The sequence below is a fragment of the Blastococcus sp. SYSU D00820 genome (assembly GCF_054050695.1).
In genome coordinates this window covers 98439-120671 of sequence record NZ_JBJGZW010000005.1, presented here as the reverse complement: position 1 = coordinate 120671, position 22233 = coordinate 98439, and the positions used below count along the sequence as shown (strand labels likewise).

18 protein-coding genes and 2 tRNA genes are annotated in these 22233 nt (G+C 75.7%); 7 read left to right on the top strand and 13 right to left on the bottom strand.

The window, feature by feature from the left end:
* Positions 1–293: 293 nt before the first annotated feature.
* The 3 genes from ACI79R_RS08450 to ACI79R_RS08440 all read right to left on the bottom strand — a co-directional run bounded on the left by ACI79R_RS08450 (position 294) and on the right by ACI79R_RS08440 (position 3187).
* On the bottom strand, positions 294–878 hold the full coding sequence (locus ACI79R_RS08450) for a DUF6318 family protein (protein WP_456573151.1): 585 nt from the start codon (positions 876–878) through the stop codon (positions 294–296).
* Between the two features lie 271 nt (positions 879–1149).
* A complete protein-coding gene (locus ACI79R_RS08445; RefSeq protein WP_456573150.1) occupies positions 1150–2586 on the bottom strand; it encodes a phosphatase PAP2 family protein in 1437 nt (478 codons plus the stop codon).
* Between the two features lie 70 nt (positions 2587–2656).
* The gene (locus tag ACI79R_RS08440) at positions 2657–3187 is read right to left on the bottom strand and encodes a CGNR zinc finger domain-containing protein (protein WP_456573149.1); all 531 of its coding nucleotides are present in this window, start codon (positions 3185–3187) and stop codon (positions 2657–2659) included.
* A 92-nt stretch (positions 3188–3279) separates the two neighbouring features.
* On the opposite strand from ACI79R_RS08440, the gene ACI79R_RS08435 reads away from it, so the two are divergent.
* The 3 genes from ACI79R_RS08435 to ACI79R_RS08425 all read left to right on the top strand — a co-directional run bounded on the left by ACI79R_RS08435 (position 3280) and on the right by ACI79R_RS08425 (position 4752).
* Positions 3280–4497 (top strand): MFS transporter, encoded by a 1218-nt coding sequence (locus tag ACI79R_RS08435; protein ID WP_456573148.1) that lies wholly within the window; start codon positions 3280–3282, stop codon positions 4495–4497.
* A gap of 75 nt (positions 4498–4572) precedes the next feature.
* Positions 4573–4661, top strand: a tRNA-Ser gene (locus ACI79R_RS08430).
* Between the two features lie 18 nt (positions 4662–4679).
* Positions 4680–4752 (top strand) — tRNA-Arg (locus tag ACI79R_RS08425).
* Positions 4753–4823: 71 nt separating this feature from the next.
* On the opposite strand, the gene ACI79R_RS08420 is transcribed toward ACI79R_RS08425, so the two are convergent.
* Genes ACI79R_RS08420 through ACI79R_RS08410 form a run of 3 tightly spaced genes read right to left on the bottom strand, consistent with a single transcriptional unit; the run spans position 4824 to position 7209 of the window.
* On the bottom strand, positions 4824–5225 hold the full coding sequence (locus tag ACI79R_RS08420; protein ID WP_456573147.1) for an adenylyltransferase/cytidyltransferase family protein: 402 nt from the start codon (positions 5223–5225) through the stop codon (positions 4824–4826).
* 2 nt (positions 5226–5227) lie between these two features.
* On the bottom strand, positions 5228–5584 hold the full coding sequence (locus tag ACI79R_RS08415) for a DUF6752 domain-containing protein (RefSeq protein WP_456573146.1): 357 nt from the start codon (positions 5582–5584) through the stop codon (positions 5228–5230).
* Positions 5581–7209 (bottom strand): SAM-dependent methyltransferase, encoded by a 1629-nt coding sequence (locus ACI79R_RS08410; protein ID WP_456573145.1) that lies wholly within the window; start codon positions 7207–7209, stop codon positions 5581–5583. The genes ACI79R_RS08415 and ACI79R_RS08410 overlap by 4 nt, the downstream gene beginning before the upstream one ends.
* 355 nt (positions 7210–7564) lie before the next feature.
* Between ACI79R_RS08410 and ACI79R_RS08405 the strand changes: the two genes are divergently transcribed.
* Both ACI79R_RS08405 and ACI79R_RS08400 read left to right on the top strand, forming a co-directional pair.
* On the top strand, positions 7565–9790 hold the full coding sequence (locus ACI79R_RS08405; protein WP_456573144.1) for an MMPL family transporter: 2226 nt from the start codon (positions 7565–7567) through the stop codon (positions 9788–9790).
* 62 nt (positions 9791–9852) lie between these two features.
* Positions 9853–11097 carry a benzoate/H(+) symporter BenE family transporter gene (locus ACI79R_RS08400; RefSeq protein ID WP_456573143.1) on the top strand — a complete coding sequence of 415 codons (1245 nt, stop codon included), beginning with the start codon at positions 9853–9855 and terminating at the stop codon, positions 11095–11097.
* Here the strand turns inward: ACI79R_RS08400 and ACI79R_RS08395 are convergent.
* The 7 genes from ACI79R_RS08395 to ACI79R_RS08365 all read right to left on the bottom strand — a co-directional run bounded on the left by ACI79R_RS08395 (position 11094) and on the right by ACI79R_RS08365 (position 20479).
* A complete protein-coding gene (locus ACI79R_RS08395; RefSeq protein ID WP_456573142.1) occupies positions 11094–13682 on the bottom strand; it encodes a molybdopterin cofactor-binding domain-containing protein in 2589 nt (862 codons plus the stop codon). The two genes, ACI79R_RS08400 and ACI79R_RS08395, sit on opposite strands and share 4 nt — an antisense overlap.
* The gene (locus tag ACI79R_RS08390; RefSeq protein ID WP_456573141.1) at positions 13679–14431 is read right to left on the bottom strand and encodes an FAD binding domain-containing protein; all 753 of its coding nucleotides are present in this window, start codon (positions 14429–14431) and stop codon (positions 13679–13681) included. The genes ACI79R_RS08395 and ACI79R_RS08390 overlap by 4 nt, the downstream gene beginning before the upstream one ends.
* A gap of 74 nt (positions 14432–14505) precedes the next feature.
* Complete coding sequence (locus ACI79R_RS08385) at positions 14506–15060, bottom strand: hypothetical protein (protein ID WP_456573140.1); 555 nt, start codon at positions 15058–15060, stop codon at positions 14506–14508.
* A gap of 112 nt (positions 15061–15172) precedes the next feature.
* Complete coding sequence (locus tag ACI79R_RS08380; protein WP_456573139.1) at positions 15173–16639, bottom strand: NAD-dependent succinate-semialdehyde dehydrogenase; 1467 nt, start codon at positions 16637–16639, stop codon at positions 15173–15175.
* Between the two features lie 198 nt (positions 16640–16837).
* Positions 16838–17713 (bottom strand): universal stress protein, encoded by an 876-nt coding sequence (locus tag ACI79R_RS08375; RefSeq protein WP_456573138.1) that lies wholly within the window; start codon positions 17711–17713, stop codon positions 16838–16840.
* On the bottom strand, positions 17710–19125 hold the full coding sequence (locus ACI79R_RS08370) for an amino acid permease (protein WP_456573137.1): 1416 nt from the start codon (positions 19123–19125) through the stop codon (positions 17710–17712). Before ACI79R_RS08370 ends, ACI79R_RS08375 begins: the two co-directional genes overlap by 4 nt.
* A gap of 46 nt (positions 19126–19171) precedes the next feature.
* Positions 19172–20479, bottom strand: a complete 1308-nt coding sequence (locus tag ACI79R_RS08365) for an alpha-hydroxy-acid oxidizing protein (protein WP_456573136.1) — start codon at positions 20477–20479, stop codon at positions 19172–19174.
* Positions 20480–20691: 212 nt separating this feature from the next.
* On the opposite strand from ACI79R_RS08365, the gene ACI79R_RS08360 reads away from it, so the two are divergent.
* Positions 20692–21669 carry a hypothetical protein gene (locus ACI79R_RS08360; RefSeq protein WP_456573135.1) on the top strand — a complete coding sequence of 326 codons (978 nt, stop codon included), beginning with the start codon at positions 20692–20694 and terminating at the stop codon, positions 21667–21669.
* 25 nt (positions 21670–21694) lie between these two features.
* Positions 21695–22195, top strand: a complete 501-nt coding sequence (locus tag ACI79R_RS08355; RefSeq protein ID WP_456573134.1) for a MarR family winged helix-turn-helix transcriptional regulator — start codon at positions 21695–21697, stop codon at positions 22193–22195.
* Positions 22196–22233 lie beyond the last annotated feature (38 nt).

Here is a 22233-nt window from a genome sequence, read left to right as displayed (position 1 = left end):
AGGGGTGCCGACACAGTTTTCGTCTGGTCGGCACTCGTTGCCGCGGCCCTCAATGCACGGCTCGAGGAATCGGTATTCGTAGGGTTGTGGAGCAGGCGCATTGTTGCTCGCAGCCCAAATTCCAGCAGTCTCCCACAGGTAGCTGGCAGTGAGACTGCCCGAACCCACGCCTACCTGTGGGCCGTCGCAACTACGGCGACATTCGGTTTCGTCAGCCTGGGCCGCCCCGGCCCCGCCCACCAGTGCGATGAACGTCAACATGATCGCCAGCCACAGGCGCCCAGTTTGTCGCATCATCCGAGGGTGAGTGCGGTGATGAGCCACGTGGCTCGTTCGCTGTCCCAGCGGGTAATCGCTCCTGATGACAGGTCGGTCTTCGCCGCCGTGGATAGGTTGGGTAGCGGTTGACCGGCTGGGTCGATAACGGTCAGTGCGGCGAGGTCTGCAACGAATGCAATATGGATCTCATCGCTAGACTTGGCGGCGGAGTCAATCCACGTAATAGTGAACTGCCCACCCTCGTAGTGATATCCCGCTGCCGCGTCCTCTTCGGTCAGTCGAGCTATACGGTCGCAATCGGTGCACCCTGCGCTCAGTTCGCGGAGTGGGGCGGCGTCGAGCACAATCGCGGTGCGGTTGATGAGTCCGATGTAGTAGCGGACGAAAGCCTCCGCCCCCTCCGGCGTCTTCTCCCTCGCCTCGTCCGGCATCGGGAAGTCCGCCGGCCCGAGGGGCGGCAGCGCCTCCTCCGTCGCACTCGCCGAGGTCGACGTCGACGGCAGGGTGTCGCTGGCCTGCTGCTCGGACGCGCACCCGGTCAGCACCGCGGCCGCGATCGCCACCACCGCCGTCCGGACGACGCCCCACCGCTCCGCCACGCGCCGCCTCCGCTCGGTCACCGTCGGGACTCGGGACACTATCGAGATCCGGAATGCCGCCGCAGCCGTCCTGTGGACAGACCACCCGGTCCGGTGGCGCGCCTGTCGGGGCCGGGCTCGCGCTGGTGGAGGCGTGCCGGGCTCGTGGAGCGCGAGTCGGGCTCCAGGAGCGAGGTAGCCGGCCGTTGCCGGGGTTCCTCGTGGATTGCCGGCGCTGCAGACCCCGCAGTGCACGAGCAACGCCGGCAATGGGGGCCAAGGCAGAAGCGGCCTACGACGTCCGGCAGCAGTACACCGTCAGCGACGTCCCCTTCCGGAACACGAACTCCTCCGCCACCTCGCCCATCTCGCCGTCGTAGGCCACCTGCTGCGGCCCCGACTGCGAGCGCACCGTCACCGACGGCACCTGCGTCTCCGCGTAACCCGACGAGCGGTCGCTGATCCCGAGCAGCGTGCCGAGCACCGCCCGCGTCCGGCTGAACGGCACGTCGGCGCGCAGGTACTGCACGTCGAGCAGCCCGTCCTCCAGCCGCGGCCGCCAGGCCGGAGCCAACCCGCGCGGGGTGTAGCAGCAGTTCCCGACGAACAGGATCCAGACCGACACCTCCCGGCCGTCCAGCGTGAGCCGCACCGGCGTCCCCTGCCGCAGCGTCTGCGCCGCCGCCACCGTCATCGCCGCCCACTTGCCCAGGCGCCCCGACAGCGCGTCCCGCCGGCGCACCATCTCCGGATAGCTGCCGATGCTCGCGGTGTTGAGGAACGGCGTGGCGTTGACCTCGGCGACGTCCACCTTCACGCCGGACCCCGCGGTCACCGCGTCCGCGGCCTCCTCGGCGGTGTCGACGCCGACGTCGCGGGCGAAGTGGTTGAGCGTGCCGGCCGGGATGACCGCCAGCGGCAGCCCGTGGGCCACGGCCACCGCCGCGGCCGCCGCCACGCTACCGTCGCCCCCGGCCACCCCGAGCGCCCGCGCGCGGCCCGAGCGTGCCGCCTCGCCGAGCAGGTCGGTCACGTTGTGCTCCGCCGAGGTCTCGAGCACCTCGGCGCGGGGCAACAGCCGGCGGATGTCGGCCGCCGGGTCGTAGTCCTCGCGGCCCGACCGCGGGTTCACCGCCACCACCAGGCCCTCGCCCTCGGGCAGCGCCGGCGCGCCGGACGACGGCCGCACCCGGGCCGGGGTGTTCGGGCGCACCGCCCAGAACGCGCGGCTGGCCGCGGCGATCGCCGTCCCGACGGCGAGCCCCGCGACGACGTCCCCGGGGTAGTGCACCCCCACGTGCACCCGGGAGTACCCGACGCCGAGCGCCACCGGCGCGAGCGCGGCCCCGGCCAGCGGGCTCTCCATCGCCACCCCGGCGACGAACGCCCCCGCCGAGGCCGAGTGCCCGCTCGGGAACGACAGGGTGTGCGGCGCCCGGCGCAGGTGCCGGTCGGTGGTCAGGTTGGCGAGGTCCGGCCGCACCCGGCCGAACATCCGCTTCAGGACGACGTTCACCAGCGCGCTGGACACCGACAGTGAGCCGACGCCGCGCAGCGCCGCCCGCCGCGGCCGGCCCTTCCGGGTGCCCAGCAGCAGGCCGATCAGCAGCCACAGCTTGCCGTGGTCGGCGAACTGGGAGAGGCGGCGCAGCCAGCGGTCGGCCGGCGTGGCCGGGAGGCCGCCGACGAAGGCGTGCAGGCGGGCGTCCCAGTGCCGCGGTGACTTCACGCCGGAACGCTACGGGAGCCGGCCGTCCACCGGAGTGCCACGGGCGCGGAATCCGCGCCGTGGCACTCCATCAGGTGCGCTGGCGGGCGCGGTAGGCCGCGACGGTCGAACGGCTCGCGCAGGTGTTGGAGCAGTACCGGCGGCTGGCGTTGCGCGAGGTGTCGACGTAGACGTCGTCGCAGCCCTCGGCCGAGCAGATGCCCAGCCGCTGCCAGCCGTGCTGCACGACCACCTGCGACAGGCCCATCGCCACCGTCGTCGTCAGCTGCTCGAGCACCGGGGCGTCGGGGCGGGCGTAGTGCAGGTGCAGTTCGCCGTCGTGGTCGGTCGCGTACGGAGCGGGGTGGGCGCGGGCCAGCAGCTCGTTGAGCCGGGCCATCACCTCGTCCTGCGAGGCGGCCAGGGCGACGGCGCGCACCAGGGCGGCGGTCGCGGCCGCGTCGGCGGTCTCGGCGGCGGTGAGCTCCAGCGGCGTGCCGGCGGTGAACCACTCGTCGTGCGAGCGGAGGAAGTCCACGGCCCAGGCGTCGCCCGACCGCTCGGTGTTGGCCAGCTCGATGGCCAGCTCCACGGCCGTCGACCCGTAGGTGTCGTAATCCATTTGACTCCCTACCGCTCCGTCTCTACCGTGGGTCTGTAGGTGGTCAACGGTCCTTGACCACCTACGGATTCCCTTCCCCCGCAAGTACCGAAGTGAGCAACGTCGTGCGTAAGTACCTCACCGTCTGGCGCCTGCCCTCGGCCCCGGTGCTCCTCCTGGCCGGGTTCGCCGGCCGGTTGCCGTCGGCCATGGTCCCCCTGGCACTGCTGCTCATGGTGCAGCAGCAGACCGGTTCCTACGCGATCGCCGGGCTGGCCTCGGCCGCCCACGGCGTCGCGATGGCGGTGATGGCCCCGGTCCTCGGCCGGCTGGCCGACCGGCGCGGTCCGCGCCCGGTGCTGCTGGCCCAGTCCGCGCTCTACCCCGTGCTGCTCGGGCTGGCGGTCGCCGCCGTGCTGGGCGGCGCCGCCGACGCGCTCGTCGTCGCGGCCTGCGCCCTGGCCGGAGCGGCGACGCCGCTGGTGTCGGGCACCGTCCGGGCGCTGTGGAGCCGCGTCGACGTCCGGGTGCGCCCGACCGCCTACGCGCTGGACGCCACCGCCACCGAGCTGGTCTTCGTCGTCGGCCCCACGCTCGTCGCCACCCTCGCCGTGCTCACCGACGCGGCCGCCGCGGTGGGACTGGCCGGGGTGCTCGCCGTCGTCGGCGCGCTCGGCATCGCCCTCTCCCGGGCCGGCGCCGAGTACGTGCCCGTGCAGGGTGCCCGCTCGGGGCTGTTCTCGACGGCGCTGGCGCCGGGCATGCCCCGGCTGCTGGTCAGCGGAGCCGCGCTCATGCTCGGCTTCGGCGCGCTCGAGGTGGCCATCCCCGCCTTCGCCGGCGCGACCGGGGCCCCGGGGCTGTCCGGCGTGCTGCTCGCCGTCTGGTCGCTGGGCTCGGTCATCGGCGGCCTGTGGTTCGGCGCGCGGGTGATCAGCACCTCGCTGCCGCGCCAGTACCGGCTGCTGCTGCTCGGCGTGACCATCGGCCTCGCGCCGCTGGCGCTGGTCTCCAGCCCCTGGGCGCTGGGTGTGCTGCTCTTCCTCGGCGGCTCGGTGATCGCCCCGACGCTGACCGTGCAGAACACCCTGGTCGGGTCGCTCGCGCCGGTGCACGCCACGACCGAGGCCTTCACCTGGCTGTCGACGATCACCGTGGGCGCCTCCGCCATCGGTGCCGCCCTCGGGGGCGCGCTGATCGACGGGCCGTCGGGGGTCAGCGGCGCGCTGGTGCTGGCCGTCGCCGGGGCCGCGCTGGCCGTCGTCGTCACGCTCGTGCCCGGCCGCCGCGCGGCCGTCCGGGCCGCTGCGCGCCAGCGCGTGGCGGTCTGAGACCCCCGGGCTGCGAAGCCCTCCCGGGGCGCTGGTAGTCTCTTCCGCGGTGGTTCCGAGGGGACTCGGACCCCGGGAGGCTTCGCCTAGTCCGGTCTATGGCGCCGCACTGCTAATGCGGTTTGGGTTAATCCCCATCCCGGGTTCAAATCCCGGAGCCTCCGCGCGACAACTGAACACAGGCACCCGTAGCTCAACGGATAGAGCATCTGACTACGGATCAGAAGGTTAGGGGTTCGAGTCCCTTCGGGTGCACGTCTGGTTGAGACAGCACCGCGGCCCCGCCCTCCTCGGAGGGCGGGGCCGCGTTGTGTTCCGGGCGGGGCTCAGGTGCCCCGGATCTGCTCGATGATCGCGGTGGTCGAGATGGACGGCGTCCGCGGCAGGTAGACCACCTTGCAGACGTCGCCGAGCTCGTCGAACCGGCCGGCCCAGTCGTCGCCCATGACCAGCAGGTCCGCCCGGTTCTGCACCAGGTACTTCCGCTTGGCCTCCAGGCTGTGCTCGACGAAGACCTCGTCGACGCAGCGCAGTGCGCCGACGATCGCCGACCGGTCGGCCAGCGAGTACACCGGTGGGCGGCCCTTCTTGCTGATGTTCAGCTCGTCGGAGCTGATGCCGACGACCAGCTGGTCGCCCAGCGCCGCAGCGCGCTCGAGCAGCCGCAGGTGGCCGGCGTGGAAGACGTCGAAGGTGCCGAAGGTGACGACACGGATGGGGCTGGACACCCTCACAGGGTGTCCGGTCGCAGCCGGCCGAGTACAGCCGGGTCGATCTCGCGGTCGTGCAGGGGCAGCACGAGCTCGGTCACGAGGTCGGTCAGCTCGGCCACGCGCAGGTGCAGCCGCCGCTCCTGGTGCAGCCCGTCGCGCAGCCGCGCGACCTCGCCCTGCAGCTCGTCACGGGCGGCCCGCAGGGCGGTCAGCTCGTTCTCGACCAGCTCCAGCCGGTCGCGCAGCTGCTGGTTCTCCTGCTGCAGTTCGTTGACCTCGCCGTGCAGCTCCAGGGCAGCGGGCGCCAGGGCGCGGCGCACCACGTGCACCGGCCGCGCCAGCGCCGAGCGGGTGCGGTTGTCGGGGTCGGTCATCGGGGCCTCCGTCGCAGGGTCGTCCGCCACACCTCGACCAGTTCCTCCTCCGGAGCGCCGGCCCAGCTCACGGGCTCGGTGATCCGGACGGCGTCCTCGAGCACCAGGCCGTGCCGGTCCGCCTCGGCGACGACCTGGTCGAGGGTGAGGTGGCGGTAGGGGGCGATACCGGGATAGCCGGGATCGGCCACCAGGTCGAAGTGGGCCGCGCCGCCGCGGCGCAGCAGCATGGCGCACAGCCGCCAGACGTTCTCCCGCCCGCGGTCCTCGAGCGCGTTGAGCAGGCGGCGGCCGTACACGGTCCAGGCATCCGGCCGGGCCGCGGTCTCGGCGCCCAGCCGGACGACGGCGCGGATGTCCAGCAGGTTGAGGACGTCGGCGGTGAGGTCGACCCCGCGCTCGGCGGCGGCGGCCCGCAGCCGGTCGACGGCGGCGCGGGAGAAGTCCAGCGCGCGCACGGTGCGGCCCTCCGCGGCGAAGGCCAGCGCGTCGCCGCCCAGCCCGCAGCCGAGGTCCAGCACCGGGCTCCCGGCCGGCGTGCGGTCGGCCACCGCGCGGGCGAACGCGCTGGGCGTCCGCGGGGGCTCGGGCGGCGCGGGGGCCAGCAGCACCTCGTCGTCCCAGCGCTCGCGCTCGACGTTGTAGTCGGCGAACCAGCCGTAGAACCGCTCGCCGGTCTCCGGCGGGATCGTGAAGGTGTACGCCGGGTCGGGCACCCGCCAGCCGGGTCCGAACAGCTCCAGCAGCATCCGCTCGCCGTCCCGCGGGGCGGGCTGCACCCGGCCCTCGACCTCCAGCGGCACCGTCGGCAGGACGACGTCGCGGCCGGCCGGCGTCCGGATGGCGAAGTGCTGGTACCAGTGCCCCTCGAGCAGGAAGCCGGTGAACACGTCGACGTAGTGGTCGGGCACGCCCTCGTGGTCGAACATCAGCTGCACGTGGGCGGCCGACAGGCGGACCACCTCGAACCCGGCCGCGCGCAGCACTCGCCCGATCTCGAAGGCCTCGAGCGTCACGTCGGCCGGGTGCGAGTGCCGGCTCAGGTAGGCGAGGTCGGCGTCGTCGTCGTGCGGGAGCACGCGCCCGTCCTCGCGGACCGGCCCGAGCAGCGTGCCGCCGGTGACGAAGACCGTCGGGCCCAGCCGGGCCTCCAGCGCCTCGCGGACGGCGTCCAGCGAGTCCAGCATCCGCTCGACCATGTCGCGGCCGGCGTCCCCGAGCGCGTGGCCCAGGCGCCCCCACTTGTTGACCACCAGCGGCTGACCGTGCACGTCGGCGAGCACCAGCGGCTCGGGCGAGCCGTCGAGCGAGACGGTGGTGGTCGGCGCCGCCGGGTCGGCCGGCACCGCCTCCCCGTCGACGGCGACGACCTGCAGGGTCACCTCGAACGTGCCGCGCAGGTGCGGCACCAGCGCGGCGGGCCAGGGCTCGAAGCGCTGCAGCGGATCGTCGGACCCCTCCGGCGGGCGCGCGTCGGCGGCCTCGCGGAAGGACCAGACGCGTCGCCCGTCGAGCAGGACGTCGACGACCCGGTCGGCGGGTGCCGGCACCTCGTAGACCAGCCCCTCGGGGCGGGCGGTGACCGTCCGGAGAGCCGGCGGGCCGAGGGTGCTGCGGGCGGACATGGCGGGCTCCTCGGAGATGACGGCAGGGTGAACACCTGCCGACCAGACTTCCCGGCGCACCGTGGGGAACCTTACCGGAACACGGGTGACCGCATCCCGGAACCGTGGCGTTCCGTCACGTTCGGATGACCCTCCGCATCCCGGCGGGTCCCTGGCGGCCGACCGCGGAACGAGATCGTCCGACCGGTACTCTCCACGGCCGGCTGCCGTGCCAGGCCCCTCGCGCAGGTGCGCCTGTCGGGCTGGCCCGACACCCCACCGACCAGCTGGCGGGATGGGCGCGCGCGCCTCCTGCCAGCAGATTCGACGTGACCACGCCCCGGGCGCCGCTGCGCCCGCACCGACAGGAGAGACGATGGAGCCATCCCGCAACGTGGCGGGCCGGATCGGCCGGTGGAGCGCCCGGCACAGGCGGACGGCGGTGCTCGGCTGGCTGGCCTTCGTGGCCCTGGCCGTCGTCGTCAGCGCCCTCGTGCCGCAGGCCCAGCTGACCGCGGCCGAGCAGACGCTGGGCGCGCCGGCCCAGGCGCGGCAGATCCTGGACGAGAACGACTGGTCGGACCCGGCGTCGGAGATGGTCCTGGTCCAGCGCACAGCGGAGGTGCCCGAGGCGGCGGTCACCGCGGCAATGACCGATCTCGTCGCGACCCTCGAGGACACCCCCGACGTCGCGGCGGTGGTCAGCCCGCTGGCCGGCGCCCCGCTGGTGTCCGCGGACGGCCGGTCGGCGCTGGTCACCTTCGACATCGCCGGCGACCGGGAGACCGCCGGCGAGCGCATCGCGCCGATCAGCGAGGCGGTCGAGGCGGTCGCCGCCCGGCACGACGACGTGCGGGTCGAGCAGTTCGGCGGCACCAGTGCCGACCTGGCCCTCGACGCCACCCTCGACGCCGACTTCCAGCGCGCCGAGCTGCTGTCCATCCCGATCACGCTCGCCGTGCTGCTGCTCACCTTCGGCGCCCTGGTCGCCGCGGTGCTGCCCCTGGTGTTCGCGCTCACCGCGTTCGTCGGCGCGCTCGGGTTGCTCAGCCTGACCAGCCAGATCTGGCACGTCGACCAGACCGCGCAGATCGTCATGCTCCTGATCGGGCTGGCCGTCGGCGTCGACTACTCGCTCTTCTACCTGAAGCGCGAGCGCGAGGAGCGGTCCCGCGGCGCCGGCCCGGTCGACGCCCTCGACATCGCCGCCGCCACCTCGGGCCGGTCGGTGCTCGTCTCCGGCATCACCGTGATCGTGGCGATGGCCGGCATGTTCCTGACCGGCTTCTCGGTCTTCACCGGCGTCGCGTCGGCCACGATCCTCGTCGTCGCCTGCTCGGTGCTGGGCTCGCTCACCGTCCTGCCGGCGATGATGAGCTGGCTGGGGGACCGGGTCGAGAAGGGGCGGGTGCCCCTCCTGCGGCGGCGCGACGCCGGCCGTGGCCGGTTCTGGCCGGCGGTGCTCGGCGCGGTGCTGCGCCGCCCGCTGGTCGCCGCGCTCGCCGCCGGTGCCGCCCTGGTGGCGCTCGCCGTCCCGGCGCTCTCCCTCGACCTGCGGGCCGAGGGCATCCAGGACCTCCCGCAGGACCTCCCGGTGATCCAGACGTACAACCGGATCACCGAGGCGTTCCCGGGCGGGCCGGCGCCGGCCCAGGTGATCGTCGAGGCGCCGGACGTCACCGCGGCCGCGGTGCAGGACGCCGTCGCCGACCTGCGCGAGCGCGCGCTGGCCAGCGGGCGGATGAACGAGCCGATCACCGTGGAGACCAACGAGGCCGGCACGGTCGCCGTCGTCTCCGTGCCGCTCGTCGGGGACGGCGAGGAACAGTTGTCCCGCGAGGCCTGGCAGACCCTCGCCGAGGAGCTCGTGCCGGCCACGGTCGGGGCCGTCGACGGCGTGACGGCGGTGGTCGGGGGGAGCACCGCCTACTCCGTGGCCTTCGACGAGCTCATGGCCGAGCGGACGCCGTGGGTGTTCGGTTTCGTGCTCGTGCTGGCGTTCCTGCTGCTGCTGGTCTCGTTCCGCTCGGTGGTCGTCGCGATCACCGCGATCGTGCTCAACCTGCTCAGCGTCGCGGCCGCCTACGGGTCACTGGTGCTGGTCTTCCAGGAGGGCTGGGGTGCGGACCTGATCGGGCTGGACCGCACCGGCGCCATCGTGAACTGGATCCCGCTGTTCCTCTTCGTGATCCTGTTCGGGCTGTCGATGGACTACCACGTGTTCATCCTCAGCCGGGTGCGCGAGGGCCACGACCGGGGCCTGCCGACCCGCCGGGCCATCGCGCACGGCATCACGTCCTCGGCGGGCGTGGTCACCAGCGCCGCGGTGATCATGGTGTTCGTCTTCCTGACCTTCGTGACGCTGTCGATGACGAGCATGAAGCAGATCGGCCTGGGCCTGGCGATCGCCGTGCTGCTCGACGCGACGGTGGTGCGGGCACTGCTCCTGCCCGCGGTCATGCAGCTGCTCGGCGACGCCAACTGGTACCTGCCACGGTGGCTGCGCTGGCTCCCGGCCCTGCGGCACGAGGAGCCGGTCGCCGTCCCCGTGCTGCCGGTGCCGCGGGCGGAGGCCCAGGCGCCGGTGCTGTCCCGCGACTGATCCCCGTTCCCCCCGGACCCTCCGCGCGGAGGATCCGGGGGGAACAGGCGAGGATGCGGCGCATGACCGACGAGCCGACGACGGCACGCGCGGCACTGGTCGAGCGGCCGGTGCGCCCGCTGCCCTCCCCGCGCCGGGTCCTGGCCGACCTGGCCCCCGTCTCCGCGGCCAACGCGCTGATCGGCTTCGTTTTCGCCGCCACCGGGCCGGTCGCGGTGATCCTCGCGGTGGGCGCGCAGGGCGGGCTGTCGCAGGCGCAGCTGGCGTCGTGGATCTTCGGCGCCTTCTTCCTCAACGGCGTCCTGACGGTGCTGGCGTGCTGGCTGTACCGGCAGCCGCTGGCCTTCTTCTGGACCATCCCCGGCACCGTGCTGGTCGGCCCGGCACTCGGGCACCTGACCTGGCCGCAGGTGCTCGGCGCCTTCGTCGCCACCGGGCTGCTGGTCGCCGTCCTCGGCATCTCGGGGCTGGTGCGCCGGGTGATGGCGGTCGTGCCGATGCCGATCGTCATGGCGATGGTCGCCGGGGTGTTCCTCCGGTTCGGCGTGGACCTGGTCCACGCGCTGCGGGACGACGTCCCGGTCGCCGTGCCCATGGTCGTGGCGTTCCTGATGCTCAGCGCGGTGCCGGCGCTCGGCCGGCGGGTGCCGCCGGTGCTCGGCGCGCTGGTCGTCGGGGCGGTCGCGGTGGCGGTGTCGGGGAGGTTCGCGGGCACCGCGGGCGACACCTGGTTCGCCGCGCCCGTGCTCACCGCGCCGGCCTGGTCGGTGCAGGCGCTGCTGGAGCTCGTCCTCCCGCTGGCGATCACGGTGATCGTCGTCCAGAACGGGCAGGGGATCGCCGTCCTGCGCGCGGCCGGGCACGAGCCGCCGGTCACCGCGGTCACCGTCGCCTGCGGCGTCTGGTCGCTGCCGGCCGCCGCCGTGGGCACCGTCTCGACCTGCCTGACCGGCCCGACCAACGCGCTGCTGTCGGCGTCGGGCGAGCGGTCGCGGCAGTACACCGCGGGCATCCTCTGCGGCCTGCTCGCGGTGGTGTTCGGCCTGTTCTCGCCGCTGTTCACCGGGCTGATGCTGGGCACCCCGGCGGCTTTCATCGCCACCCTCGGCGGCCTGGCGATGCTGCGGGTGCTGCAGACTTCCTTCGTCACCGCGTTCGCCGGCCGCTGCACCCTCGGCGCGCTGATCACCTTCGTGGTCACCGTCTCCGACCTGACCGTGGCCAACATCGGCTCGGCGTTCTGGGGCCTGGTCGCCGGGCTGGCGGTCTCCTGGCTGCTCGAGCGCTCCGACCTCCGGGCGGCCTAGCCGAGGGCGGCCAGCACGCTCTCGGGGTCCATCGGCAGCCGCCGCAGCCGGACGCCGGTCGCGTCGCGCACCGCGTTGGCCACCGCGGCCGGCACCCCGACCACCGGCGCCTCGCCCAGCCCCTTGGCCCGCAGCAGCCCGGGCACCTGCCCGTCGCCCACGAAGACGTCGACCACCTCGGGGGCGGTGTGCGCGGTCGGCAGCCCCTGGTCGAGCAGGTGCTCGTCGAGCGGCACCCCCGCCCGCCACCGTGCCCGCTCCGACAGCGCCACCCCGATGCCCTGCACCACCCCGCCGACCACCTGGCCGCGGGCGAGGTCGCGGTCGAGCACCCGGCCGACGTCGTGCACCGACACCACCCGGGTCACCAGCACCCGGCCGGTGCGCCGGTCGACGAGCACGTCGGCCATCTGCGCGCCGGCCACCATCCCGTTGTCCGGGGCGACGGCGCGGCCGGTCACGCGGGTGCCGGCGAGCGTCGCGGGCCGCCGGCCGGCCAGCTCGGCGAGCAGCGCGTCGGCGGCGGCGGCCACCGCGTTCGCGGTCAGGTACACCCCGCGGGAGGCGAAGCTGCCCTCGTCGGCCGGGCCGCCCACGCCGGGCTGCTGCTCGATCCGCACGCAGGCCGGCGGCACGCCGAGCCGCTCGGCGGCGACGGTGAGGAGGGTGCTGTGCACGCCCTGCCCCATGTCGGGGACGACGGTCTCCACGACCACCGTGCCGTCGGGCTCGATCCGCAGCGCGGCCTCGGCCGAGTCGCGGTGGGCGGCGGAGGAGATGCTGCTGCACACGGTGAGCAGCGCGACGCCGCGGCCGGCCCGCCACCGGCCGGTCGGGTCCTGCGGCAGCGGCTCGGCCCGGTACCCGGCCAGGGCGTCGAGGCACGCGGTCGCGGCGAACGAGGCCACCGGCCAGCCGTGCAGCGGATCGCGCTGCCCGGCCCGCAGCACGTGCCGGGCCCGGTACCCGACCGGGTCGGCGCCGCAGCGGCGGGCCAGCTCGTCCACGTGGCTCTCGACCGCGAAGCCCACCTCCAGCGCGCCGAAGCCGCGGAAGGCCGCGGCGTTCGCGGTGTTGGTGAGCACCACCGTGCCCTCGGCGCGGGTCACCGGGGCCGGGTACATCGCCGCCGCCCCGCGCAGCGCGTTGGACAGGATCAGCGGGCTGTGCCCGACCTCGCCGCCCGCGTCGAGCAGCACCCGCACCGAGCGGGCGGTCATCGTGCCGTCGGCCGCGCAGCCGGTGCGCACGGTGACCCGCGCCCCGTGCCGGCGGCGGAACCGGCCCAGCTGCGCGCGGGTGGCCTCGACGAGCACCGGCCGCCCGCCGAGCAGCCGGGAGGCCAGCGCGGCGGCCGGCTCGAGGAACACCTCCTCCTTGAGCCCGAAGCCGCCGCCCAGCGGCACCGGCTGGGGGTCGACGGCGTCGGCGGGGACGCCGAGCAGCGCGGCCACCCGCGGACCGACCGTCTGCGGCGTCTGCGAGGTCGACCAGAGGCGGCAGGTGCCGCCGTCCCACCGGGCGAGGGCGGCCACCCGCTCCATCGGCGCCGGGGGCCCGGGCACCACCTCGTAGGTCTCCTCGAGCACCGAGTCCGCGGCGGCCAGCGCCGCCTCGACCTCCGCGGCGGAGGCGCCCACGGCCATCTCGACCGCGGCGTTTCCCGACTCACCCAGCCGCACCGGCGGCGCCCCCGGGGCCAGCGCCTCGTCGACCGTGGTCGCGGCGGGCAGCGGCTCCTCGCGCTGCACGACGCGGGCGGCCATCGCGCGGGCGGCGGCCGGCGAGTCGGCCACCACCAGGCCGACGACGTCGCCCACGTAGCGGCCCTCCGCGGCGAACACGGCGTTCTCGGCCGGGGCGAGCACCGGGTCGACCAGGTGCGGGTTCGTGCCGAACCGGCCGGCGGGGGAGTGACGGGGCCCGAGCACCGCGACCGCGCCGGGCACGTCCATCGCCGTCCCGGGCTCGACGGTCACCCGCGCGTGCGGCGACCGGCAGGTCAGCAGCAGGCCGGTCAGCGTGCCGGGCGGTGCGGCGTCGGCGGTGTAGACGGCGGCGCCGGCGGCCTTGGCCGGTCCGTCGGCGCGCGGCGCCGGCCCGTTCCCCGCTCCGGCGGCCGCGCGGTCGAGCGCGGCCCGCAGCCCCTGGTAGCCGGTGCACCGGCAGAGGTGGCCGTCCAGCGCCTCGGGCCCGCACGGACCGGCGCCCGCTGTCGCGGCGGCGCCGCCGGCCACGATGCCGGGCACGCAGAAGCCGCACTGCAGCCCGCCGCGGCGGGCGAACTCGGTCGCCAGCGTGGCGGCCGGGCCGGCGGCCAGCCCCGCGGCGGTGGCCACCTCGCGACCGGCGGCACGGGCGGCCGGGACGACGCAGGAGGGCACCGGGACGCCGTCCAGCCGCACGGTGCACCCGCCGCAGCCGCCCTCGCCGCACGGCATCTTCACCGCGCGGACGCCGGCGCCGCGGAGCAGCTCGGCCAGCGGCGCGGCGGCGGCCTCCGGCGGCACCGGCACCGGCACGCCGTCCACGGTCACCGGGGCGAGCGCGGCCGGCGCCGGCCGGACCTCGGGTGCGGCGGTCACGCGGCCAGCTCCGCGGCGACCTCGTCGGCGAGCGCGGCCACCAGCCGGGCGCGGTAGCCGGCCGAGGCGCGGACGTCGTCCCGCATGCGGTCGGCGCCGGGCGGCCGGCCGGGGTCGTCGAACGGCAGGGGCGCGGCGTCCCGGCCGACGGCCCCCGCCACCAGATGCAGGCCCGCGCCGGTGCGCACCCCGGCGACCACGGCGAGCGCCGGGGCCGGGCCGGTGCGGACCGCGAACCGCCGGGTCACCCCCGCGCCCCGGCCGGGCAGCCGGACGCCGAGCACCAGGTGCGGCGGGTGCACGGGAGCGGCGAGGTAGCTGCCCAGGGGCAGCTCGGCGGCGCCACCGGCCGTGCGCAGCAGCACCCGCGCCCCGTAGGCGGCCAGCGCCGCGGGGAGGTCGGCACCGGGCAGCCGGGCGGCCACCGACCCGCCCAGCGTGGCGACCGCGCGCACCTGCGGCGTGGCGGCGCCCGCGGCGGCCGAGGCCAGCGCCGGCCAGGCCGCGCCGATCGCGGGGTCGGTGGCGAGCGCGGCGAGCGTCGTCCCGGCGCCGAGCACGTCGCCGTCGACCCCGGCCGGCAGCAGCCCGGCCAGGTCGACGGCCCGGTCGCCGAGGGCGCAGGGCAGCGCGGCGGACAGCAGCGCCGCGCCGCCGCCCACGGGCGTGCCGCCGGCCACGACCAGGCGCAGCGCGTCGTCCAGGTCGGTGGGCCGCAGCCACGTGCACAGTCCGTTCCCCGGGGTCACGCCGGCGATCGGACCAGCCGCGTGTTGCGCCCGGATGACGGGCCGGGCACAGCGGTGCTGCACCCGGCCGGGGGTCACTCCAGCGTCACGCCGGCCTCGGTGCAGGCCGCACCCAGCGGCTCCAGCGACTCCAGGAAGGTGGTGATCGGCTCCTCCGGGTCGCCGCCGTCCTCCAGCGCGGCCGCGGCGTCGGCGGCCGCGGCGCCCACGTCGACGGCCGCGTCGTGCACCGCCTCGGTCTCGGCCTGGTTGCCCGTGGCCAGCTCCTCGATCGAGACCAGCAGCTCGATCGCGCCGGAGAGGTCCACCTCGCCGCTGGACCCGGGGATCAGCGAGAGCGGCACCAGCGCGCCGTAGGTGATCAGCGTGGTGCAGGTGTCCTCGTCGCCGCTGGTGGCGCCCTCCGCGGCGCTGCCCGGCACGTCGGGGCTCTCGGGCGACGCCGGCCCGTCGGCCATCGGCTCGATGTCCGGTCCGTCCCCGCCGGCGTCCCCGGAGGCGGGGGCGTCGGCGGGGGCGGCGCCGGGCAGGTCGGCGCTGCTGCAGGCGCCCAGGAACAGGGCGCCGGCAGCGAGGGCGACCGCAGCGGAACGGGTGGCGGCGGAACGGGTGCGGACGGTGCTGCGCATGGCTCGAGGACTCCTCGTCGGAACGGCGGTCGGCCGGGGCGGCCGGGTGCCGTGGTCGCGAGGAGCCTCGAACGCGTCACTTGCCGGGCACTGGTGCCCGACCAGCGAATGGCTAGAGCGGGAAGGAGATGTACTTGGTCTGCAGGTACTCGGTCAGGCCCTCGTGCCCGCCCTCGCGCCCGATGCCGCTCTGCTTGACGCCGCCGAAGGGCGCCGCCGGGTCGCTCACCACGCCCCGGTTGATGCCGACCATGCCCGACTCCAGCGCCTCGGCCATCCGCAGGCCGCGGGCGAGGTCGCCGGTGAAGACGTAGCAGACCAGGCCGTACTCGGTGCCGTTGGCCAGGCGCAGCACCTCGTCGTCGGAGGAGAAGCGGACGATCGGGGCGACCGGGCCGAAGATCTCCTCCTCGGTGGCCGCCGACCCCGCCGGCACGTCGAGCAGCACGGTCGGCGGGTAGAAGTACCCGGGGCCGTCGGGGCGCTCGCCGCCGAGGACGGCGCGGGCGCCGGCGCCGATGGTCTCGCGGACGATGCGGTCGACCTTGCCCACGGTCTCCTCGTTGACCAGCGGCCCGAGCCCCACGCCCTCGTCGTCGCCGCGGCCGAGGGTGAGCGCGCCCATCCGCTCGGCGAGCCGGCGGGCGAACTCGTCGGCGACGGCGTCCTCGACGTAGAAGCGGTTGGCCGCGGTGCAGGCCTCGCCGCCGTTGCGCAGCTTGGCCACCATCGCGCCCTCGACGGCGGCGTCGAGGTCGGCGTCGGCGCAGACGATGAACGGCGCGTTCCCGCCCAGCTCCATCGAGCTGACCAGCACCTGGTCGGCGGCCTGCTTGAGCAGCACCCGACCGACCTCGGTCGAGCCGGTGAAGCTGACCTTGCGCAGCCGCGGATCGGCCATGACCGCGCCGGCGACGTCCTTGGCGTTGGTGGTCGGCAGCACGCTGAGCACGCCCTCGGGCAGCCCGGCCTCGACGAGGATCTCGGCGATCAGCAGCGCGGTCAGCGGCGTCTCCTCGGCGGGCTTGAGCACCACCGGGCAGCCGGCGGCGAACGCCGGGCCGAGCTTGCGGGTGATCATCGCGGCCGGGAAGTTCCACGGCGTGATCGCCAGGGAGATGCCCACCGGCTGGCGGACGACGACGGTGCGCGTGCCGCCCGCGGGCGCGACGCGGTAGTCGCCGTCGATCCGCACGGCCTCCTCGCTGAACCAGCGGAAGAACTCCGCGGCGTAGGTGAGCTCGCCGCGGGCGTCGGTCATCGTCTTGCCGTTCTCGCGGACCATGAGCAGGGCGATCTCGTCGCCGCGGGCGACCATCGCCTCGAAGGCCCGCCGCAGGATCTCCCCGCGCTGCCGGGGCGGGGTGGCCGCCCAGCCCGGAGCGGCCGCGGCCGCGGCGTCCATGGCCGCCTGCGCGTCCTCGACGGTCGCGTCGGCGACCGTGGCCAGGTCGGTGCCGTCGGCCGGGTCGTGGACGGCGAAGGTGGCGCCACCCGTGGCATCCCGCCACGTGCCGCCGATGAAGACGCCGGTCGGGACGGGCCGGCTGATTCCGGGGATCTGCACGCTGCTGCTCACCGCTCCATCCTGCTCGCCCCCGCGCGGCGGCGCAGGTGGCAGGGGGGCGGGATGTGGGGCGGGGGGCCGGTCCTGACGGTCTGGCCGCGTTGGTCGGTCCACCCAGCAGTGGGTGGCCACTGTTTGCCGGCTGCCCCCGCCCGCAACCACTGTGACCCAGCGCACACCGGAGGGTCAACCCCCGCCCGGCGTGTCGGCTCAGACCGGGACGACGACGGTCGGCACCGGCGCCGCCCGCAGGATCTGCGTCGCCGTGGACCCGAGGAAGACCCGCGCCAGCGGGCCCAGGCGGGACGAGCCGATGACCAGCACGTCGCCCGCCGTCCACCGCCCGGCGGCCACCGCGCCGGCCCAGCTGCGGCCGCGGGCGACGAGGGTCTCCGGCGCCGGTGACCCCTCCCACCCGGCGACGACGGCGTCCAGGTCGGCCTGCGCCTGCCCGGCCCACTGGGCGGCGACCACCGCCTCCACCCGCAGCCCGGTCTCCGACGGCAGCATCGGCGCCCGCTCCGGCGCGAAGGTGACCAGCCGCACCGGCACGCCCCAGGCCGCCGCGGTGCGCCGGGTCCAGGCCAGCGCCTCGCGGGAGCGCTCGGTGCCGGCCCAGGCGCAGGTGAGCCGGGTGACCCGGCCGGCGGGGTCGCCGGGCACCGACCGGGGCGCCAGCGCGAGCGGCACGGGGGAGGAGTGCAGCAGGTGGCCGGTCACGCTGCCCGCGGCGAACCGCCCGGCCGGCGCCCGCGACGCCGGGCCGAGCACCAGCAGCGAGGCCGCCGTGCGGCGCACCGCCTCCACCAGCCCCGCCGGCACCGACGTCGCCTCCAGCGCGAGCGTGCTCGCCCCCGCCACCCCCTCCCCGGCCAGCAGCCGCACCGCCGCCGCCTGGCCCTCGGCCACGGTGCGGGCGACGAACGCGCGGTACTCGCGGTCGACCCGCGGATCGGGGAAGCCGCGGGCGGTCACCGTCGTCACGACGACGTCCTCCCCGCCGGTGCGGGCCAGCAGCGCGGCCAGCCGCAGCGGGGCCTCGTCGACGTCCGGACCCTCGACGGCGGTGCCGGCCACCAGGGTCATCGCAGCGCCGAGTGGGTGCGGGCGTAGGTCACGTAGACCACCGCGGCCAGCAGCAGCCAGGCGGCGAAGAGCAGGAACGTCGTCCCCGACAGCCCGGCGACCAGGTAGAGGCAGAAGGCGACCGACAGGACCGGCACGACGGGATAGCCCGGCACCCGGAAGCCGCGGGGGAGCTCGGGGGCCCGCCGGCGCAGCACCATGACGCCGATCGAGACCACGGTGAAGGCGACGAGCGTGCCCATGCTGGTCAGGTCGATGAGGAAGTCCAGCGGCACGAACCCGGCCAGGACCCCCACGAACAGCGCGACGGCGATCGTGCCGCGCACCGGGGTCAGCGTGCGCGGGTCGACGCGGCTGAACAGCGTCGGGATCATGCCGTCCCGGCTCATCGCGAACAGGATCCGCGTCTGGCCGTACATCGTCACGAGCGTGACCGAGAAGATCGAGATGACCGCCCCGGCGGCGAGCACGATCGCCGGCCACCGCGAGCCCGTGACGTCCTCGAGGATCACCGCGAGGCCCGCCTCCTGGCCGGTGAACCGGTCGGCCGGCTGCGCGCCGACCGCGGAGAACGCGACGAGCAGGTAGACCGTCGTCACCACGGCCAGGGCGCCCAGGATCGCCAGCGGCAGCGTGCGCCGCGGGTCGCGCACCTCCTCGCCGGCGGTGGAGACGGCGTCCAGGCCGATGAACGAGAAGAAGATCGACGACGCCGCGGCGCTCACGCCGGCGATCCCCATCGGTGCGAACGGCGCGTAGTTGGCCGACTCGAACGCGGTGAACGCGAGCACCGAGAAGAACAGCAGGACGGCGATCTTCAGCACGACCATCACCGCGTTGGCCCGCGCCGACTCGCTGGCCCCGCGCACCAGCAGCAGCGCGCAGAGGGTTACGAGCACGACCGCCGGCAGGTTCACCACCCCGCCGGCGCCCGGCGCCGCGGACAGCGCGTCGGGGATGCGGACGCCGATCGTGTCGTCGAGCAGCTCGTTGACGTACTCGCTCCAGCCCACCGACACCGCCGCCGAGCTCACCGCGTACTCCAGCACCAGGCACCAGCCCACGGCGTAGGCGACGACCTCGCCCAGCGTGGCGTAGGCGTAGGAGTACGAGGAGCCGGCGACCGGGATGGTCGAGGCCAGCTCGGCGTAGCAGAGCGCGGTGAAGCCGGCGGTGACCGCGGCCAGCACGAACGAGACCACCACGGCCGGGCCCGCCTCGGGCACCGCCGTGGTGAGCACGAAGAAGATCCCGGTGCCGATGGTCGCGCCGATGCCGAGGCCCATCAGCTGCCCGGGCCCGATCCGGCGGGCCAGCGCGCCGCCGTCGGCCTGCTCGGCGCCGGTCTCCTCGACCATCGCCGCCACCGGCTTGCGGCGGAACAGCTGGCTGCGCACGGAGGGACCGCTCACGCGGGCAGCGTCGTCCACCGGTGCCGGAAGCGCTATTCCGGCCGGCTCACGGCACGCGGCGCAGGACCTCCGGGGAGAGCTGGTCGACCGCGGTGTGCCCGGTCAGCCCGAGGCTGAGGTCGAACTCGCCGAGGACGTCGCCGACCACCTGCCGCACGCCGGCCTCCCCGGCCAGGCCCAGGCCCCACGCGTAGGGCCGGCCGAGCAGCACCGCCCGGGCACCGAGCGCGACCGCGGTCAGCACGTCCGCGCCGCCGCGGATGCCGCTGTCCAGCAGCACCGGCGCGCGGTCGCCCACGGCGGCGACGACCTCGGGGAGCGCGTCCAGCGCGGCGATCGAGCGGTCCACCTGCCGGCCGCCGTGGGTGCTCACCACGACCCCGTCGACGCCGCAGTCCAGCGCGCGCCGGGCGTCGTCGGGGTGCAGGACGCCCTTGAGCACGATCGGCAGCCGGGTGCGGCCGCGCAGCCAGGCGAGGTCGTCCCAGGTGATGGAGGGCCTCGAGTAGATGGCCAGGAAGGTCTCGACGGCGGCGCGCGGCAGCGGCGAGCGCAGGTTCTCCAGCAGCGGTCCGGGCCAGGCACGGGCCATGCCGACCAGCGCCCGGACGGCGGCCAGCGTGGGCCGGGGCTGCCGGTCCCGCTCCGCCGACGCCCCCGGCTGCGCCGGCGCCGGTGCGGAAGCGCGCTCCTCCACCAGCCGCCGGAACACCGGGTCGGAGGTGTACTGGGCGATCCCCTTGCCGAGCGCGAACGGCAGGTGGCCGAGGTCGAGGTCGCGCGGGCGCCAGCCGAGCATCGTGGTGTCGAGGGTGACCACCAGCGCGTCGCAGCCGGCCGCCTCCGCCCGGCCGACCAGGCTCTCCACCAGCTCGTCGGAGGTCGACCAGTACAGCTGCATCCACCGCGGGGCGTCGCCCATCGCCGCGGCGCACTCCTCCATCGGCACCGACGCCTGGTTGGAGAAGACCATCGGCACACCCAGGGACGCCGCGGCGCGGGCCACCGCCAGGTCGGCCTCCGGGTGCACGAGCTCCAGGGCGCCCACCGGGCCGAGCAGCACCGGCGCGGGGATCCGCCGGCCGAACAGCTCCACGGAGGTGTCCCGCACGCTCACGTCGCGCAGCACGCGGGGCACCACGGCCCAGCGGTCGAAGGCCGCCGCGTTGGCCCGCTGGGTCGCCTCGCTGCCCGCGCCGCCGGCGACGTAGGCGTAGGCCCGCGCGTCCAGCCGGCGGCGGGCGGCCCGCTGCAGGGCCCGCGCCGCGGTGGGCACGAGGGGGCGGCGTCCGTACACCCCGGCCCGGTAGACCTCGTCCTGACGGCGGCGCCCGGCGCCCGGTGGAGGAGTCACCCGGGCCACCGTAGTGACCGCCGTCTCAGGGCGCCGGGGGTGCGTCGAGGTCCCTCGAATCCCACCCGTGACATTTTTCCGCGACACGCCGCACCGACACGCCAGAGGGGGGCGTGACACGGGGTCCGGGTTCCGTCACAGCGGTCATCATGTGGGGGCCGGTGCGGGGAGTCGCCCATCGCCGGTTGCACGACTGCTCGAGGGGGAACGCCGTGCCGTCCGGTACGACGCCGAGGGTCGCCGGCGCTCCCGCACTGCTCGTGGGGCTCACGGTGGCGCTCCTGGCGGGGGGAGTGGGGCTTGCCGGCCCTGCCGCGGCCGTCGACGACCCCGCGCGCCCCGACGCCCGCGTCACGCACGGCCCCAGCTGCCGGCCCGGCGGCGTCGTCGTCGAGGTCACCGCGGGCACCGTCCCGTACGCCGTCGTGCTCGCCACGACCCGGACGCCGGACGGCGAGGACTCCGCCGAGCTGCAGCCCGGCCAGACCGTCGAGCTGACCACCGCCGACGTCGGCTGGGGCGAGATGATCGACTCCCGGCTGGAGTACACCGCTCTCGACGGCTCGGGCATCAGCTACGTCGACGAGCTCGAGGGCTTCGAGTTCACCCGGCCGGCGGAGGAGGACTGCGCGGCGATCGCCCCGCCGACCGCGCCGGCCACCGTGCCCCCGTCGGCGGCCCCGCCGCCCGGCGAGGCGGACGTGACCGAGGGCTCCGCGGTGCCGATGCCCGAGGCCGGCGACGTCCCCGTGCCGCCGGGCGGCGCCCCTGCCGACGAGGGCGGTCCCGTGCTGTCGGCCGACACCGCGGCGGTGGCCGCGGGCGGCGTGGTCACGCTGACCGCCTCCGGCTTCGTGGCCGGCGAGCGGGTGGTCTTCCGGCTGGTCGACGGAACCGAGCTGGGCACCGCGACCGCCGGCTCCGACGGCTCGGTCCGCGCCGACGTCCAGATCCCGGCCGGGACGACGGCCGGTCCGGCGACGGTCGAGGTCGTCGGCGCGACGTCGGAGGCCGCCGTCGCCGTCGACCTGCGGATCGCGGCCGCGGAGACCCCGCTGCTGTCCGCCGGCACCCCGTGGCCGCGGCTGCTGGCGGGGATCGGCCTGCTCGCCGTCTCCGGCGGCATCCTCGTGGGCCTGCTCCGGCGCCGGCCCGCTCCTCCGGACGCCCCGGCGTCCGGGAGCGCCTGAGGCCGACCTCGGCGAGGATGGTCCGGTGGCCCGCTCCGAGGACGTCCTGGCGCCCGCCGTCCCGCGCGACGCCGCCGCCCTCCCCGGCGCTGCCCCGAGCCCGCTGGAGACCTGGCAGCGGATCGTGCAGGTGCACGACCGGATCACCCACCGCGTCGACTCCGCGCTGCACCGCCAGCACGGCATCTCGCTGACCGCCTTCGAGGCGCTGCGGCGGATCGCCGAGGCGCCGGGGGAGCGGGCCAGCATGGGCGAGGTCGCCGACACCCTGGGGCTCTCCCGCGCCGGCGTCACCAGCACGATCACCCGGCTGGTCGCCGAGGGGCTGGTGGTCCGGGAGCGCAGCGCCGGCGACAAGCGGCTGCTGCACGCCCGGCTGACCCCGGCCGGCCGCGCCCGCCTGGAGGCCGCCCGGCCCACCCACGACGACCTGGTCGCCCACCTGCTCACCCGACTGGGGGACGACGCCGCCGTCGTCACCGACGCGCTCGCCCGGGTCTCGGCGGTGGTGCGCACGCGCCGCTGACCTGCGCGGAGAGGTGCCGGAAGCGCGATTCCGGCACC

Bases quoted from the DNA above. Each gene is read 5' to 3' on its own strand.
- ACI79R_RS08440 (WP_456573149.1), bottom strand. From the start codon at position 3,187: ATGGATTACGACACCTACGGGTCGACGGCCGTGGAGCTGGCCATCGAG.
- ACI79R_RS08415 (WP_456573146.1), bottom strand. From the start codon at position 5,584: ATGACCGACCCCGACAACCGCACCCGCTCGGCGCTGGCGCGGCCGGTG.
- ACI79R_RS08410 (WP_456573145.1), bottom strand. From the start codon at position 7,209: ATGTCCGCCCGCAGCACCCTCGGCCCGCCGGCTCTCCGGACGGTCACC.
- ACI79R_RS08405 (WP_456573144.1), top strand. From the start codon at position 7,565: ATGGAGCCATCCCGCAACGTGGCGGGCCGGATCGGCCGGTGGAGCGCC.
- ACI79R_RS08400 (WP_456573143.1), top strand. From the start codon at position 9,853: ATGACCGACGAGCCGACGACGGCACGCGCGGCACTGGTCGAGCGGCCG.
- ACI79R_RS08385 (WP_456573140.1), bottom strand. From the start codon at position 15,060: ATGCGCAGCACCGTCCGCACCCGTTCCGCCGCCACCCGTTCCGCTGCG.
- ACI79R_RS08375 (WP_456573138.1), bottom strand. From the start codon at position 17,713: ATGACCCTGGTGGCCGGCACCGCCGTCGAGGGTCCGGACGTCGACGAG.